This is a genomic window from Vibrio sinensis, assembly GCF_003605645.1.
GTDB lineage: Bacteria > Pseudomonadota > Gammaproteobacteria > Enterobacterales > Vibrionaceae > Vibrio > Vibrio sinensis.
In genome coordinates this window covers 183,640-198,860 of sequence record NZ_QVMU01000007.1, presented here as the reverse complement: position 1 = coordinate 198,860, position 15,221 = coordinate 183,640, and the positions used below count along the sequence as shown (strand labels likewise).

Annotated in this window: 16 protein-coding genes, 2 tRNA genes and 1 pseudogene; 14 read left to right on the top strand and 5 right to left on the bottom strand. The window is 42.7% G+C overall.

Annotated features, from left to right (window positions below; translation table 11 throughout):
* The first annotated feature begins 65 nt into the window (after nucleotides 1–65).
* The 3 genes and pseudogenes from DZ860_RS10490 (at nucleotide 66) to DZ860_RS10480 (ending at nucleotide 1,652) form a co-directional block, all read left to right on the top strand.
* Nucleotides 66–142: transfer RNA gene (locus DZ860_RS10490), tRNA-Asp, on the top strand.
* Nucleotides 143–178: 36 nt separating this feature from the next.
* Nucleotides 179–255 (top strand) — tRNA-Trp (locus tag DZ860_RS10485).
* Nucleotides 256–893: 638 nt separating this feature from the next.
* Nucleotides 894–1,652 (top strand): annotated as a pseudogene (locus DZ860_RS10480) (YMGG-like glycine zipper-containing protein).
* 74 nt (nucleotides 1,653–1,726) lie between these two features.
* Here the strand turns inward: DZ860_RS10480 and suhB are convergent.
* Nucleotides 1,727–2,530 (bottom strand): inositol-1-monophosphatase, encoded by an 804-nt coding sequence (gene suhB, locus DZ860_RS10475; RefSeq protein WP_120030993.1) that lies wholly within the window; start codon nucleotides 2,528–2,530, stop codon nucleotides 1,727–1,729.
* Nucleotides 2,531–2,707: 177 nt separating this feature from the next.
* Between suhB and trmJ the strand changes: the two genes are divergently transcribed.
* The 11 genes from trmJ (at nucleotide 2,708) to ndk (ending at nucleotide 11,302) form a co-directional block, all read left to right on the top strand.
* Nucleotides 2,708–3,445, top strand: coding sequence for a tRNA (cytosine(32)/uridine(32)-2'-O)-methyltransferase TrmJ (gene trmJ, locus DZ860_RS10470; RefSeq protein ID WP_120030991.1), 738 nt, complete (start codon nucleotides 2,708–2,710; stop codon nucleotides 3,443–3,445).
* Nucleotides 3,446–3,552: 107 nt separating this feature from the next.
* The gene (gene iscR, locus DZ860_RS10465; RefSeq protein WP_120030989.1) at nucleotides 3,553–4,059 is read left to right on the top strand and encodes a Fe-S cluster assembly transcriptional regulator IscR; all 507 of its coding nucleotides are present in this window, start codon (nucleotides 3,553–3,555) and stop codon (nucleotides 4,057–4,059) included.
* A 30-nt stretch (nucleotides 4,060–4,089) separates the two neighbouring features.
* A complete protein-coding gene (locus tag DZ860_RS10460) occupies nucleotides 4,090–5,304 on the top strand; it encodes an IscS subfamily cysteine desulfurase (protein ID WP_120030987.1) in 1,215 nt (404 codons plus the stop codon).
* A gap of 52 nt (nucleotides 5,305–5,356) precedes the next feature.
* Complete coding sequence (iscU, locus tag DZ860_RS10455; protein WP_014230930.1) at nucleotides 5,357–5,740, top strand: Fe-S cluster assembly scaffold IscU; 384 nt, start codon at nucleotides 5,357–5,359, stop codon at nucleotides 5,738–5,740.
* Nucleotides 5,741–5,818: 78 nt separating this feature from the next.
* Complete coding sequence (gene iscA / locus DZ860_RS10450) at nucleotides 5,819–6,142, top strand: iron-sulfur cluster assembly protein IscA (RefSeq protein WP_120030985.1); 324 nt, start codon at nucleotides 5,819–5,821, stop codon at nucleotides 6,140–6,142.
* A 63-nt stretch (nucleotides 6,143–6,205) separates the two neighbouring features.
* A complete protein-coding gene (gene hscB / locus DZ860_RS10445) occupies nucleotides 6,206–6,721 on the top strand; it encodes a co-chaperone HscB (RefSeq protein ID WP_120030983.1) in 516 nt (171 codons plus the stop codon).
* Between the two features lie 20 nt (nucleotides 6,722–6,741).
* The gene (gene hscA, locus DZ860_RS10440) at nucleotides 6,742–8,595 is read left to right on the top strand and encodes a Fe-S protein assembly chaperone HscA (protein ID WP_120030981.1); all 1,854 of its coding nucleotides are present in this window, start codon (nucleotides 6,742–6,744) and stop codon (nucleotides 8,593–8,595) included.
* Between the two features lie 13 nt (nucleotides 8,596–8,608).
* The gene (gene fdx, locus DZ860_RS10435) at nucleotides 8,609–8,947 is read left to right on the top strand and encodes an ISC system 2Fe-2S type ferredoxin (RefSeq protein WP_120030979.1); all 339 of its coding nucleotides are present in this window, start codon (nucleotides 8,609–8,611) and stop codon (nucleotides 8,945–8,947) included.
* Between the two features lie 89 nt (nucleotides 8,948–9,036).
* Nucleotides 9,037–9,231, top strand: coding sequence for a Fe-S cluster assembly protein IscX (iscX, locus tag DZ860_RS10430; protein WP_120030977.1), 195 nt, complete (start codon nucleotides 9,037–9,039; stop codon nucleotides 9,229–9,231).
* Nucleotides 9,232–9,516: 285 nt separating this feature from the next.
* Entirely contained in the window at nucleotides 9,517–10,812 is a 1,296-nt protein-coding gene (gene pepB / locus DZ860_RS10425; protein WP_120030975.1) for an aminopeptidase PepB, read from the top strand.
* Nucleotides 10,813–10,876: 64 nt separating this feature from the next.
* Complete coding sequence (gene ndk / locus DZ860_RS10420) at nucleotides 10,877–11,302, top strand: nucleoside-diphosphate kinase (RefSeq protein ID WP_120030974.1); 426 nt, start codon at nucleotides 10,877–10,879, stop codon at nucleotides 11,300–11,302.
* 63 nt (nucleotides 11,303–11,365) lie between these two features.
* Here ndk and csdA read toward each other — a convergent pair whose 3' ends face one another.
* The 4 genes from csdA to DZ860_RS10400 all read right to left on the bottom strand — a co-directional run bounded on the left by csdA (nucleotide 11,366) and on the right by DZ860_RS10400 (nucleotide 15,011).
* Nucleotides 11,366–12,577 (bottom strand): cysteine desulfurase CsdA, encoded by a 1,212-nt coding sequence (gene csdA, locus DZ860_RS10415; protein ID WP_120030972.1) that lies wholly within the window; start codon nucleotides 12,575–12,577, stop codon nucleotides 11,366–11,368.
* Nucleotides 12,577–13,176 (bottom strand): DJ-1 family glyoxalase III, encoded by a 600-nt coding sequence (locus tag DZ860_RS10410; protein ID WP_120030970.1) that lies wholly within the window; start codon nucleotides 13,174–13,176, stop codon nucleotides 12,577–12,579. Before DZ860_RS10410 ends, csdA begins: the two co-directional genes overlap by 1 nt.
* Nucleotides 13,177–14,061 carry a 2-dehydropantoate 2-reductase gene (gene panE / locus DZ860_RS10405; RefSeq protein ID WP_120030968.1) on the bottom strand — a complete coding sequence of 295 codons (885 nt, stop codon included), beginning with the start codon at nucleotides 14,059–14,061 and terminating at the stop codon, nucleotides 13,177–13,179.
* Nucleotides 14,062–14,171: 110 nt separating this feature from the next.
* Nucleotides 14,172–15,011, bottom strand: a complete 840-nt coding sequence (locus DZ860_RS10400; RefSeq protein WP_120030966.1) for a nucleoside-specific channel-forming Tsx family protein — start codon at nucleotides 15,009–15,011, stop codon at nucleotides 14,172–14,174.
* Nucleotides 15,012–15,221: the final 210 nt, after the last annotated feature.

The following is a 15,221-nucleotide window of genomic DNA, read 5'->3' as shown; positions in this document are numbered from 1 at the left end:
ATCTAAAGGCAAAACTAAATAAAGCTACCTAACCATAAGACTTTATTTAGATAAAATACCACTGCGGAGTGGTAGTTCAGTTGGTTAGAATACCGGCCTGTCACGCCGGGGGTCGCGGGTTCGAGTCCCGTCCACTCCGCCACTATTTCAGACAAAGTTAAGTCTTTAAAAAAACTACAGGGGTGTAGCTCCAATTGGCAGAGCAGCGGATTCCAAATCCGCGTGTTGGGAGTTCGAATCTCTCCACCCCTGCCATATACTAAGCCTCAGCAGAAATGCTGGGGCTTTTTTACGTCTGTATTTTATGGTTGTCGCCAATTGGCAGAGCAGCGGATTCAGCCATTATAAAATAGCGCGTGTTGGGAGTTCGAATCTCACCACCCCTGCCATATATTAAGCCTCAGCAGAAATGCTGGGGCTTTTTTACGTCTGTATTTTATGGTTTGCCGCCAATTAGCAGAGCAGCGGATTCAGCCATTACAAAATAGCGCGTGTTGGGAGTTCGAATCTCTCCACCCCTGCCATATATTAAGCCTCAGCAGAAATGCTGGGGCTTTTTTACATCTGTATTTTATGGTTTGCCGCCAATTGGCAGAGCCGCGGATTCAGCCACTACAAAATAGCGCGCGTTGGGAGTTCGAATCTCTCCACCCCTGCCATATACTAAGCCTCAGCAGAAATGCTGGGGCTTTTTTACGTCTGCATTTTGTGAGTAGCTAAAGCAGAGAGTTATTCCAATACGCAACAGTATGTTTTTATGGCGAAGTGTTTGAAGCTCTTCGTAATACTTGAATACAATTCCAATTTTTACTCTCAAACTCCTCTGACATTCACTGAATTTCCACTGACAATGGTTAATTATCATACTGACAGTTCAATAAATGAGGTGTCCAATGAAATTCAACACAAAGCTAGTTTTACCATTATTGATCTCTATCCCTTTACTAGCAGGTTGCGTGACTCCGGGCGAAGATGATCCTAATGCCGCAACTAAGCAAGGCGCTGCAGGTGGAGCATTGTTAGGGTTGACTATGGGGGCGTTAATAGGAGATCCAGAGCTTGCAGTTAAAGGTGCAATTGCAGGAGGGGTTGCAGGAGGCGTCGCGGGTTCAAGCCTAGACTTATAGAGCAATCGAGATAATATACGTCATGATAATCGTAACGATGCGATTACTGTGCTAGGTGGAAAGGAGTCAGCGGCTAGCGAGCAAAATTGGCAACAGTTAGAAAACTTTGTTGGCGAGTGGGACGTAAATATTCAAACCCATACTGTAGCTACTGAGCCACAACAGATTATAGCGAAAGGGAGGCTTACCTCTCTTTCTCATGCTGACGTTAAGATTACTAATCAACAAGGGCTTAATCTGAATGCGTCGTTTAGCTACGATATGAGTGGAGGCCATCAACTAAAGGTGGATAATTTAAACAAAGATGTATCGGTTAATTTTGTTGGAGAGCAACTAACTAACGCTAATCGAGTTTCTTTTTATCCAACAAATCTAAATGATGTTATATATGCAGGCATTGTCACATCAGATATACGCATCGAGCTGAGTTTTGTAGGTAAAAAAGTTTGGATTATTGATAGCTATGCTTATGTCGATGGCAGTGAACAAAAACTGCAAACATTTCGTTTTACTAGACTTAGTTAGGGTTAAGTAAAAGCACAAACAAAAAAGCCCTGCTCAGTGAGCAGGGCTTTTAATAATCAGCATTACAATCGCTATTATTTTAGGATTGCAGCGTTGCCGTTTTCACGGATGTGCTTAAGAATATTCTTAACACCACGTGAACTAGAAGCAACGATATTACCTGATGCCATGTAGTCAGTGCCACCGGCAAAGTCAGTAACAATAGCACCAGCTTCGCGAGCAATTAGATCGCCAGCTGCGATATCCCAAGGTTTTAGACCTAATTCAAAGAAACCATCAACACGACCAGCTGCTAAGTAACAAAGGTCTAGTGCTGCAGAACCAGTGCGACGGAAGTCTGCACAATCTACAAACAAAGCAGATAGGATCTTGAAGTAAGATTCTGAGTGTTGCTTTTGCTTGTATGGGAAACCAGTAGCAAGGATAGTGCCTTGAAGATCTTTAACTTGCTTAACACGAATACGAGCGTTGTTAAGTTGTGCACCTGCACCACGTTGAGCAGTGAACAACTCGTTTTGCATAGGATCGTAAACACAAGCAACTTCAGTTTTGCCTTTGAAACGAACTGCAATAGAGACTGAAAAGTGAGGTAAACCTTTTACAAAGTTTGTAGTGCCATCCAGTGGGTCGATGATCCATTGCACGTCTTTATCTTTACCGTCGATAATGCCATTTTCCTCAGCAACGATACAGTGCTCAGGGTATGAAGCGCGAATAGTATCAATAATGAGAGCTTCTGCTTCTTTGTCTACGTTAGTAACAAAGTCATTAATACCTTTTTGAGTAGTCTCAATTTTTTCGACATTTTCTAGTGATTTGGCAATATGATTACCTGCTTTTCGTGCGGCACGAATAGCAATATTTAGCATTGGATGCATACTAATTTCCCAACGGATGTTAAAGAACAGAAAAACGGCGAGCAGTATATCAGAATTTCCCCTAATTGGAAGTGGTTATTTTTTGTGCTTTTAAACGCTGATAATGATGACTGCTGACCATTTCATTCGGCTATGTGTTAATATCTGCCAGTTTCTTGTTAGTGATGGTAAACAAAAATGCTTAACAACGTTAAGGTCGTTCTCGTAGGGACGTCTCATTCTGGAAATATTGGTTCAGCAGCTAGAGCAATGAAAGTGATGGGGCTGACTAATATGGTATTGGTGGATCCTCAATGTACCGTTGATGATCAAGCCATTGCACTCGCGGCTGGCGCTGGTGATATTGCCCAGAATGCGAACATTGTCAGCACTCTACAAGAAGCGGTAGCCGATTGTGCATTAGTTGTTGGTTCTAGCGCTCGTTCAAGAACATTAGATTGGCCAATGCTTGAGCCTCGTGAATGTGGTGAGATGTTTGTCTCAGAAGGTCAAACTTCCCAAGTTGCTTTAGTTTTTGGCCGCGAACGTACCGGTTTGACTAATGACGAGCTACAGACCTGTAACTACCACGTATGCATACCAGCAAACCCAGAGTATAGCTCATTAAATTTGGCTATGGCGGTACAGCTTTTGGGTTATGAAATACGCGCAGCTTTCCTCCAGCACGAAGCATCTAAGCACTCTCAGGCTGAAGAACTAGAGTATCCTCGTCATAAAGAATTGGAAATGTTCTTTGAGCACCTTGAAAAAGTGTTAATAAATACCCAATTTATTAGTCAGGAACAGCCTGGTAAAGTCATGAATAAACTGCGACGTTTATTTAACCGTGCTCGCCCTGAAGCTCAGGAGCTAAACATACTTCGTGGCGTATTAACTGCGGTTGAAAAGACGAATAAATTAGATGAAAAACAATAATATTCGAACTTTCGAATACTTGACTGTTTTACTCAAATAAATACTTGACCATTTTACTCAAGTATGAAAAACTTCATACCACATAAACGATGTGGATATGGTGTAATATGAGACTGACATCTAAAGGACGTTATGCAGTGACAGCTATGCTTGATGTGGCTCTGCACTCCCAGAAAAACCCAGTACCGCTGGCAGATATTTCTGAACGACAAGGAATCTCCCTTTCTTACTTAGAACAATTATTTTCAAAGTTACGTAAGGCTGGATTAGTATCGAGTGTGCGCGGCCCAGGTGGCGGTTACCGATTAGGTGCTGAAGCAAGTACAATTGCGATTGGCACTGTGATTGCGGCTGTAGATGAGTCAGTTGATGCGACCAAATGTAATGGTAAAGGCGATTGCCAAGGCGGCACCCGCTGCTTAACCCACACATTATGGCGTGACCTTAGTTCACGTATTAGCGACTTCTTGAATAACATTACTCTTGGTGAGTTGATGACAGACAATGAAGTTTTAGCGATTTCCGACCGTCAGGACTTTGACCTGACCGTAAATCATGGGCTAGCTAATCATAATTCTAATACCGCGCCCATCGGTTTAAACGCCCGCTCTTAAGCGGATTGCGATTTCACATTGGAGTAGAGAATGAAACTGCCGATTTATCTTGATTATTCCGCCACTTGTCCTGTAGATCCACGAGTAGCAGAAAAGATGGTTCAGTACATGACAATGGACGGAACGTTTGGTAACCCAGCGTCGCGTTCACACCGTTACGGTTGGCAAGCTGAAGAAGCGGTAGATAACGCTCGTGAGCAAATTGCAGACCTGCTGAACGCTGATCCAAGAGAAATTGTATTCACATCGGGTGCAACAGAATCAGACAACTTAGCGATTAAAGGCGCAGCGCGATTTTACGCTAAGAAAGGCAAGCATATTATTACTTGCAAAACAGAACACAAAGCTGTTTTAGATCCATGCCGTCAGTTAGAGCGTGAAGGATTTGAAGTGACTTATCTTGAGCCAGAAACTAACGGTCTAGTTGATCTTGCAAAGCTCGAAAACGCAATGCGTGATGACACCGTTCTGGTTTCTATCATGCACGTAAATAATGAAATCGGTGTTATTCAAGACATCAACGCAATCGGCGAACTATGTCGTTCTCGTAAGATTGTTTTTCATGTCGATGCTGCTCAATCTGCAGGTAAGCTACCGATTGATGTGCAAGAAACAAAAGTTGATCTTATTTCACTATCAGCACATAAAATTTATGGCCCTAAAGGCATTGGTGCGCTGTATGTCCGTCGTAAACCACGTATTCGTTTAGAAGCTCAGATGCACGGTGGTGGTCATGAGCGTGGTTTCCGCTCTGGTACTCTACCGACACACCAAATTGTTGGTATGGGTGAAGCTTTCCGTATCGCAAAAGAAGATATGCAGAAAGATTACGATCATGCATTAAGTTTGCGTAACCGCCTACTAAATGGTGTAAAAGATTTAGAAGCTGTAACTGTTAACGGCGATTTAGAGCAACGTGTACCTCACAACCTAAACGTAAGTTTTGCGTTTGTGGAAGGTGAGTCGCTACTGATGTCTTTAAAAGATCTAGCGGTATCGTCGGGCAGTGCATGTACTTCAGCAAGCTTAGAGCCATCATACGTATTACGTGCTCTTGGTCTTAATGATGAACTAGCACACAGTTCAGTACGCTTCTCATTTGGTCGGTTTACGACTGAAGAAGAAGTTGATTACGCAATTGAACAAATTCGAGTGGCAGTGAATAAGCTACGCGACATGTCTCCTCTATGGGATATGTATAAAGAAGGGATTGATTTAAATACTGTTGAATGGGCTCACCATTAAACTTATTGATTCATTCCAAGGACTATAGATAGAGGATTCGAGGTAAATTATCATGGCATATAGCGAAAAAGTAATCGATCACTATGAGAACCCACGTAACGTTGGTTCTTTTGACAAAGAAGATCCATCAGTAGGTAGCGGCATGGTAGGCGCTCCAGCTTGTGGTGACGTAATGAAACTTCAGATCAAAGTAACGCCAGAAGGCATTATTGAAGACGCGAAATTCAAAACTTATGGTTGTGGTAGCGCGATTGCTTCAAGCTCTCTTGTGACTGAGTGGGTAAAAGGCAAAAGTGTTGACGAAGCGGCTGCGATTAAGAACTCTGAAATTGCAGAAGAGCTAGAATTACCACCCGTTAAAGTTCACTGCTCAATTCTTGCTGAAGATGCAATTAAAGCAGCGGTTGCTGACTATAAGAAAAAACATCAACAATAAGTAATTCAGCAATAATCCGATTATAATGGAGGCCAAAAACCTCCATTCCATTCGAATATCGAAACACTAAGGTGCAGTATGGCCATTACATTAACAGAAGCGGCAGCGAGTCGAGTATCAACATTCCTAGAGAGTCGTGGCAAAGGCCTCGGTTTGCGATTAGGGGTTAAAACGACTGGTTGTTCAGGTATGGCTTACGTATTGGAGTTTGTGGACGAACTCAATGAAGAAGACGAAGTCTTCGATCACGCTGGCGTAAAAATCATTATTGATAAGAAAAGCTTAGTGTACCTTGACGGAACCGAATTGGATTACGTTAAAGAAGGGCTTAACGAAGGCTTTGAATTTAATAACCCGAACGCAAAAAGCGAGTGTGGTTGTGGTGAAAGCTTCAACGTTTAATTGATAGCACTTCCGAGTAAGCTACTCGTTTCTCGGAAGTTGGTACCAAGGATCAAATTCTCCATGAATTATTTCGAATTATTTGGGCTACCAAGTCAGTTTCAGCTGGATGGTAGCCTTCTTTCTTCACAATTTCGTGAACTTCAAAAACGCTTTCATCCAGATAAATTTGCAACCGCATCTGAGCGTGACCGTTTGATGTCTGTGCAAAAAGCGGCTGAAATTAATGACGCTTATCAAATCTTAAAGAATCCGCTTTCACGTGCTGAATACATGCTTGCAGAACAAGGTATGGAAATTCGAGGTGAGCAAAAAACAATGCAAGACCCTATGTTCCTGATGGAGCAGATGGAACTACGTGAAGAGCTGGAAAATCTTACAACTCGTTCTAATGCTGAAGAAGCGCTAATGGACTTTGAACGTACCGTTAGCAAAATGTATAAACAGCACTTAGAACAGTTAGAGCAAGAATTAGATGCGACGTTGTTAGACGAAGCAGCAGATCGTGTTAGAAAATTAAAATTTATTGCCAAGTTAAAAAATGAAATCGAGCTGGTAGAAGAGAAACTTCTCGGCTAGGTCTACAAAAAGGATACGTGATGGCATTACTTCAAATTGCAGAGCCAGGTCAGAGCTCAGCACCACATGAACATAAATTAGCCGCAGGCATAGATCTTGGTACAACCAACTCTTTAGTCGCTTCGGTTCGTAGTGGCAGCGCAACGACATTGTGTGATGAGCAAGGCCGCAGCATTTTACCATCAGTAGTGAATTATACTGCTGAACATTCTATTGTGGGTTATGAAGCAACAGCTAAAGCTGAAGTTGAACCTGAGAACACGATTATTTCGATAAAGCGTCTTATTGGTCGTTCTCTAACCGATATTCAGTCTCGTTATCCTGCTTTACCTTATCGATTCATTGAGAGCGATAATGGCTTACCTGTCATTCAAACGCCTCACGGCAATAAAAACCCAATAGAAGTATCATCAGATATTCTTCGAGCGTTAGGACAACGCGCTGAACAAACGCTCGGTGGAGAACTTGCTGGGGTTGTCATTACCGTACCAGCTTATTTTGACGATGCTCAACGTGCAGGAACTAAAGACGCAGCTAAGCTAGCTGGTCTGCATGTTTTACGATTGTTGAATGAACCAACAGCAGCAGCCATTGCGTATGGACTTGATTCTGAGCAAGAGGGAGTCATTGCTGTTTACGATCTTGGTGGCGGTACTTTTGATATCTCTATTTTGCGCTTGTCTAAAGGCGTATTCGAAGTATTAGCTACAGGTGGGGATTCCGCTTTAGGTGGCGATGATTTTGACCATTTACTTGCCGAATACTTGCTTGAACAAATGTCTTTGACTGAGCGATTAAGCGCAGAACAAAACCGTATATTATTAAATGCGGCGACAGCAGCTAAAGAAAGCTTATCTCAGAGCAATAGCGTTGATATTAACGTATTGGGTTGGGAGGGGACGTTAACTCGAGAAGTGTTTGACGATCTTATTCGACCACTAGTCAAAAAAACATTGATGTCTTGTCGCCGAGCTTTGAAAGATGCAAATGTTGAATTAGACGAAGTTAATGAAGTTGTCATGGTGGGTGGTTCAACGCGTACGTTGTTGGTGCGCGAGATGGTTGGTGAGTTTTTTGAACGACCACCATTAACCAGTATTAACCCTGATGAAGTTGTCGCAATTGGTGCTGCTATTCAAGCTGATATTTTAGCCGGTAACAAACCTGAGTCAGAAATGCTATTGCTCGATGTTATTCCGCTTTCTCTTGGTATTGAAACCATGGGCGGCATTGTCGATAAAATTATTCCTCGCAATACAACGATTCCCGTTGCTAGAGCACAAGAATTTACTACGTTCAAAGACGGTCAAACCGCGATGAGCGTACACATTGTTCAAGGTGAACGAGAAATGGTGAGTGATTGCCGCTCATTAGCTCGTTTTTCTTTAAAAGGCATCCCACCGATGACCGCAGGTGCTGCTCATATTCGCGTAACATATCAAGTTGATGCAGATGGTTTGCTATCAGTTACCGCGATGGAAAAAAGCACAGGTGTACAGTCTGAGATTCAAGTTAAGCCATCTTATGGATTAAGTGATGATGAAGTTGCTAACATGCTTCGTGATTCTATGAATTTCGCGCAAGATGACATGAAATCACGCGCGCTTGCGGAACAAAAAGTGGAAGCGGATCGCGTCATTGAAGGTCTAGTTGTCGCAATGCAAGCGGACGGCGATGAGCTATTGTCTGAACAAGAAAAACAGGACTTACTTGGTGCGATAGAGGCTCTGATAGCATTGCGAAATAGCGATGACTCAGCCGCAATCGAACAGGGCATTAAAGATACAGATAAAGCGAGTCAAGACTTTGCTTCTCGCCGTATGGATAAATCGATTAGAGCTGCTTTGTCAGGTCAATCTGTTGATGATATTTAAGAGATAAGAACGTATGCCTAAAATTATTGTATTACCACACAAAGATCTGTGCCCAGAGGGAGCAGTGTTAGAAGCGAATGCGGGTGAAACTGTATTGGATGTGGCATTGAAAAATGGTATCGCAATCGAACATGCATGTGAAAAATCTTGTGCTTGTACGACTTGCCACGTAATCATTCGTGAGGGTTTTGATTCACTTGAAGAAAGTGATGAATTAGAAGACGATATGCTTGATAAAGCATGGGGCCTTGAGCCTGAATCTCGTCTTGGTTGCCAAGCGAAAGTAATGGATGCAGATCTTGTTGTTGAGATTCCTAAATATACATTGAATCACGCTTCAGAAGATCATTAATGCCGCCGATTTGGTTGGGCTTAGCTCGGCCAAATGGTTGTAAGTAGTTTAAAATAGAGATACACGAACCTTCTTAAGGATGAGCTAATATGAAATGGACTGACTCTCGCGATATCGCTATTGAACTGTGTGATAAGTTTCCTGATATTGATCCTAAGCTGGTTAGGTTTACAGACCTACATCAGTGGATTTTAGAGCTTGAAGATTTTGAGGATGAACCCAATCATTCAAATGAAAAAATTCTTGAAGCAATCATCTTATGCTGGATGGATGAGCTGGACTGATAATCAGGCTCACAATTAAAACACAGTTAACAATTCTGACTAAAAAAAACGGACTTTAAGGTCCGTTTTTTTATCAAACTGACATTTTTATCCTACAAAATGCTAACATCAAATTTCCGTTATACCTAAGCACAATCCGATGTAGTACTGATCCCAAGATGAAGCGCATATACAAAGAAGAGACCTTCTTGATTCCAAGTTTTCATCTTCGCTCGTTTGGTTTGCTTATGGTGGTTTTGGGGAATAGAAAGGCGCAGGTAGCGCTTATTAAGGCAAGGAGAAACCATGTCTACAGAGATGTATGTATTTTTAAGTCAGGATCCAGCAGCCCCAGTGTGGGGTAAAAAAGCGATCTTGTCATTTTCAGATAAAGGCGCAACCATTCACCTAGGTGAGGGCCATGATCTTGGTGCAATTCAACGCGCTGCGAGAAAGCTTGATGGACAAGGCATTCAGTCAATTGAGCTTGCTGGTTCAGATTGGGATCTGGAAAGTGTATGGGCGTTTCATCAAGGCTACCGTTCATCGAAGAAGACGAATGCCTTACTATGGCCTGAGTTAGCTGAGGATGCCCAATTTGAACTCAAAGCACGTATTAAAGCGACGGACTTTACGCGTGATATCATTAACAAAACCGCTGAAGAAGTTGCACCACGTCAACTAGCAACAATGGCAGCGGAATTTATCAAATCAGTAGCGCCAAAAGAGAGCGTAACGGTTCGTATTGTTAAAGATAAAGATCTACTTTCTGAGGGATGGGAAGGGATTTATGCTGTTGGTCGAGGCTCTGAAAGAACGTCGGCGATGTTACAGCTTGATTTCAACCCGACTGGCGATAAAGATGCACCTGTATTTGCTTGCCTTGTTGGTAAAGGTATTACATTTGATTCAGGTGGCTATAGCTTAAAACCATCTGATTTTATGGCATCAATGAAAGCCGATATGGGCGGAGCTGGTACCATTACTGGTGGTTTAGCTTTGGCGATTATGCGTGGCCTAAATAAACGTGTTAAGTTAATCCTTTGTTGTGCTGAGAACATGATCTCAGGACGAGCTTTGAAACTGGGCGATATTATTACCTATAAAAATGGTAAGACCGTCGAAATCATGAATACCGATGCCGAGGGCCGCTTGGTTCTAGCTGATGGCTTGCTTTATGCGAGTGAGCAAAATCCAGATTTAATCATTGATTGTGCAACCTTAACAGGTGCAGCTAAATACGCATTAGGCAATGATTACCATGCAGTGATGAGCTTTGACGATGAACTTTCTCATCAAGCACTGACCGTTGCTCGCGAAGAAAAAGAGGGTTTGTGGCCACTACCATTAGCCGATTTTCACCGTAGCATGCTACCGTCAAATTTTGCTGATTTATCAAATATTGGCAGTGGTGATTACTCTCCAGGCGCAAGTACTGCGGCGGCATTTTTATCCTACTTTGTCGATGACTACAAGAAAGGCTGGTTGCACTTTGATTGTGCAGCAACGTATCGAAGAGCACCGTCAGATAAATGGTCTGCTGGAGCAACTGGGATGGGTGTTAGAACCCTTGCTGGTATTTTGACAGAACAAGCCAAGTAATGATTGAGCTGCACGTAGAGGCAGCTATTTATAACTACAATGAGAAAAGTAAAAGGAAAACTTTATGGCTCTAGAAAAAACATTTTCGATAGTAAAGCCGGATGCAGTTGAGCGTAACTTAATTGGCGAAATCTATAACCGTATAGAAAAAGCGGGATTGAGAATTATCGCTGCTAAAATGGTTCATTTAACGAGTGAGCAAGCCAGTGGATTCTATGCAGAGCACGAGGGGAAAGAGTTTTTCCCTGCACTTAAAGAATTCATGATGTCTGGGCCTATTATGGTTCAAGTACTCGAAGGTGAAGATGCTATCTCTCGCTATCGCGAATTAATGGGGAAAACAAATCCAGCAGAAGCTGCGTGTGGCACGATCCGTGCGGATTATGCATTGAGCATGCGTCATAACTCAGTACACGGTTCAGATAGCCCAGAATCAGCGGCTCGAGAAATTGAATTTTTCTTCCCAGAATCAGAAGTATTCCCTCGTTAGTGATAATCATAAAAATAGCCTCTATTTATTAGAGGCTATTTTTTATCGTATTGTTAAGGTTTTCTAAAGTATATCGAGCGCGACTTCGATTGCTTCAACCAAACGATCGACATCTTGCTGTGTATTGTATATCGCAAAAGAGGCCCGAATCGTCCCTTTCACTTGTAGTGCATCCATGAGCGGATGTGCACAATGATGCCCTGCTCGTACCGCAATTCCCTGCTGATCAAGTAATGTAGCAACATCTTGATGGTGCACACCATTGATAATAAAAGATAATACGGAACTATGAGGCTGATACCCTAATACTTGAACGTCATCAAGCTGGGAAAGGCGCTGATAGGCACTTTGTACTAACGATTGAATGTGATTTTCTACATCACTACGCGTGAAAGATGAATACCATTCGATGGCCGTTTCGAGCGCTAATGCGCCTGCAACATTCGGGGTTCCCGCTTCGAACTTACCTGGTAGTTGACTGAATGTTGTCCCGCTAAAGGATACACGTTCGACCATCTTTCCACCGCCATGCCAAGGAGGCATGCTTTCAAGCAACGCTAGTCTACCGAATAGCACGCCTATTCCGGTTGGAGCGTAGAGCTTGTGCCCAGAAAAAACGTAGAAATCAGCATTAAGCTGTTGCAAGTTAACGGTCTCGTGGACAATCCCTTGAGCCCCATCAACAACGACGATAGCCCCAGCGGCATGAGCCGATGAAATTACCTCTTCGATAGGCTGACGGTGTCCGGTTACATTAGTAACATGAGCTAAAGCCACAATTTTTGTCTTAGTGTTTAACAGGCTATGAAATGCCAATAAATCAAACTGACAATCCTGAGTCATTGGGATTTTAACGATGTGGGCGCCGGTTTGTTCTGCCACGATTTGCCAAGGAACGATATTAGCGTGATGTTCCATTTCACCAATAAGAATTTCATCGCCGGGTTGTAGGTTACTACGAGCATAGGTTTGAGCAATGAGATTTAATGCTTCCGTGGTACCTCGCGTCCAGATAATTTCTTTACTTGATGATGCGCCAATAAATTTCGCGACGGTTTCTCTTGCCGATTCAAATTGACCAGTCGCATGTGCGGTTAAACTGTGACTTCCCCGATGAACATTAGCATTTTGAGCACTGTAATAACGGCTAATGGTATCGATGACCACCTGAGGTTTTTGTGTAGTCGCGGCGCTATCGAGGTAAACCAGTGGTTTCTCATTCACTGTTTGTTGTAAAGCAGGAAATTGCTTAATGATGTTATCAACGTCCAGCATTACTCTTTTCCTATTTCATGGTAGTGAAGCGTAGGAATTGTGACCATAGGTTCAGCGACAGACCAAGCGTGGGCTTTACCTGATAGATGAATAATGGTTTCCATAGCAAACTCAAGTGCGGTACCTGGCCCTTGGCTGGTCAGAAGGTTGTGGTTGATATCGTAGGTCACACGCTTATCTCGCCACAAATTAGCTGGAATATGGTCTTGAAAATTTGGGTGGCAAGTCATTAGGGATTTTGAATATAGCTCATGGTGCTGTAGTACTAGCGCTGGTGTAGCGCAAATAGCACCGAGTAGCTTACCGTCGTACATTTGTTGACGAACTATCTCTACCAAGACTGTACTATCTCTAAAGTTTTCAGCGCCCGCGACACCACCAGGTAATAGAATCGCGTCAAATTCATCATCAGCAATGTCGACTAGTTTACAGTCCGCCGTTAAGGTGATTTTGCGAGATCCTTTCATCGTTAGCTGACCATCGTAGTCGGCACTAGCAACCAGCACCTCATAACCAGCTCGAATCATGATGTCGATGATAGTTATCGCTTCCATTTCTTCAGTACCTGGTGCGATGGGTACGAGTACTTTCTTTGTCATTTAATTCCAGCTCTGTTCAATGTGTTTAATTGCTTGGTAAAGCTCTTGGTTACATGGGGTCGCAATGCCATGATGCGCCGCTCGATTCAGTAAATAACCTGTAATAAAGTCAATTTCGCTCAGACGTCGGTGGGCGATATCTTGCTGCATCGAAGAGTAATTAGCCGCAGTAGCACGAATGACTTGATTGATAGTCTGATCTAATTGTGCTGTTTGAATATCGATTCCCTCTGCGTTCATCACCTTGCAAACTTCACTTGAAATACCATTAAGAGTACGTTGGTATTGTTCTTCAACAAGTGCGCCATTGTTTACATTATATAAGGCAGTAACCGGGTTGATCGCACAATTAATCGCGAGTTTATTCCAGAGTGCCGTTTCGATTTCGTCATTCCAAAAAACATCGCTGAGCGCATTATCAAGAACGTCTTTCACAAATGAGCATCGTTGACCGGAGAGATTATACCCACCAATTTGTGTTGTGCCGAAACCGGTGTGAAGCACTTTATTTTTTTCAGGGCGGTAAGCGCCATGAGTTGTGGTAGCAAGTAGAAGTGGGTTATGTGGAAAACATCGTTCGACAAGCTCTGCGGTCCCCATACCATTGTGCATAAGTGTAATGATGCAATCTGAATGAACGAATGAGCGCAGTGGCATGAGTGCAGCTTCAACATTGGGCGCTTTTAAGGTCACCAAGAGTAAATCGGCACACTCAAGGGCACTGTTATCACGATTATTAAAATCGAGCTGACAATGATTATCCAGTTGGATAGAAAGGGTAGGTGTAGTGTGGTGGCTCCACAAAGACACATTGTGTCCTTGTTGACGGAGTGAATACGCCCACAATGAACCAATGGCTCCCGGCCCGAGTATTACGATATTCATGGCTATTATTTATTTCAGAAATTTGCCATGAGGATAATGCTAGATTTACAGAAAGCCAATAAAAAAGGCACCTAAGGTGCCTTTTGTCTGTGTCTAATATAGAAGCGCTATTAGAACTTGTACGTTACAGCGAAGTAGTGACCTACGCCTGAAGATTCGAATGCATCGCTATCTTTGATGCCGTATACGTCATGATATAGTTTCAAACCGTAACCCACAGCAAATTGGTCATTGTGCCAGTAGATACCGTTGAACATTGCACCACCGTTGCTTGATGAGCTGTACTCTTCTTTCATACCAAATTGGTAATCGATGTAACCTTGGTAAGTGATGAATGAGCCATTTTCAAAGAAGTAGAATGGTTTGAACCAGTTAGTTGAAAGTTGGTAACCGTTCCAATCTTTTTGCTTCACATCGTAGTTTGCATACAGGTTGAACTGCATTTTGCCGAACCACGGAACCATTACGTCAGAACCTAGACCAATCATTGATTGGAAACCAGGATCTTTTTCAGCTACAACATTTTTGCCATCAACAACTTCTGTTGTTTCGTAGCGGTACTTAGCACCACCATCGATAACAGTGTAGTTAGCAATATACAACTCTTGAACTGGGCCGAAAGATAAATCGTAGCCAGTTGCTGCGTCTAGAGACATACGAGGCGCAAATTTAGCAAATAATCGGTCAGAGCCTGACTTATCACTATTGTCATCGTCAGTTAAGTTGAATACATCAACATAACCGTAAAGGTCGAAAATTCCAGAGCGACCACCAAATTCCATCTCTAGGTAAGTATGATCAGTATTTCCTGGTTTCTCATTGATGGTATGCATTAGGTTAAACTGAAGGAACTGGTAGTCATTCTTGTTTACGCCATCGGAGTAATCAGCTGCCATAACAGGAGCTGATGCTGCTGCCATAACACCAAGAGCTAGAATTGATTTACGCATAGTGGGACTCTCTATGTTTTAATTCGGATAATTAAGCGTCGTGACCTGCTGTCACGCCGCTTTGAATTTCGACATGAATGATAGCGATATAAATCTCAATTAAAAGTGAAATGAGTCATGCTGCATCATTAAAATAATGATCTCGATCACATTATTGATAGTAATAGGTAAGATTTACGGAACTTTTGCAGAGTTGCATAAAATTTGTAT

Bases quoted from the DNA above. Each gene is read 5' to 3' on its own strand.
- hscB (WP_120030983.1), top strand. From the start codon at position 6,206: ATGAATTATTTCGAATTATTTGGGCTACCAAGTCAGTTTCAGCTGGAT.
- csdA (WP_120030972.1), bottom strand. From the start codon at position 12,577: ATGCTGGACGTTGATAACATCATTAAGCAATTTCCTGCTTTACAACAA.
- DZ860_RS10410 (WP_120030970.1), bottom strand. From the start codon at position 13,176: ATGACAAAGAAAGTACTCGTACCCATCGCACCAGGTACTGAAGAAATG.
- iscX (WP_120030977.1), top strand. From the start codon at position 9,037: ATGAAATGGACTGACTCTCGCGATATCGCTATTGAACTGTGTGATAAG.
- iscR (WP_120030989.1), top strand. From the start codon at position 3,553: ATGAGACTGACATCTAAAGGACGTTATGCAGTGACAGCTATGCTTGAT.
- panE (WP_120030968.1), bottom strand. From the start codon at position 14,061: ATGAATATCGTAATACTCGGGCCGGGAGCCATTGGTTCATTGTGGGCG.
- hscA (WP_120030981.1), top strand. From the start codon at position 6,742: ATGGCATTACTTCAAATTGCAGAGCCAGGTCAGAGCTCAGCACCACAT.
- suhB (WP_120030993.1), bottom strand. From the start codon at position 2,530: ATGCATCCAATGCTAAATATTGCTATTCGTGCCGCACGAAAAGCAGGT.
- fdx (WP_120030979.1), top strand. From the start codon at position 8,609: ATGCCTAAAATTATTGTATTACCACACAAAGATCTGTGCCCAGAGGGA.
- iscA (WP_120030985.1), top strand. From the start codon at position 5,819: ATGGCCATTACATTAACAGAAGCGGCAGCGAGTCGAGTATCAACATTC.
- DZ860_RS10400 (WP_120030966.1), bottom strand. From the start codon at position 15,011: ATGCGTAAATCAATTCTAGCTCTTGGTGTTATGGCAGCAGCATCAGCT.
- pepB (WP_120030975.1), top strand. From the start codon at position 9,517: ATGTCTACAGAGATGTATGTATTTTTAAGTCAGGATCCAGCAGCCCCA.
- ndk (WP_120030974.1), top strand. From the start codon at position 10,877: ATGGCTCTAGAAAAAACATTTTCGATAGTAAAGCCGGATGCAGTTGAG.
- trmJ (WP_120030991.1), top strand. From the start codon at position 2,708: ATGCTTAACAACGTTAAGGTCGTTCTCGTAGGGACGTCTCATTCTGGA.
- iscU (WP_014230930.1), top strand. From the start codon at position 5,357: ATGGCATATAGCGAAAAAGTAATCGATCACTATGAGAACCCACGTAAC.
- DZ860_RS10460 (WP_120030987.1), top strand. From the start codon at position 4,090: ATGAAACTGCCGATTTATCTTGATTATTCCGCCACTTGTCCTGTAGAT.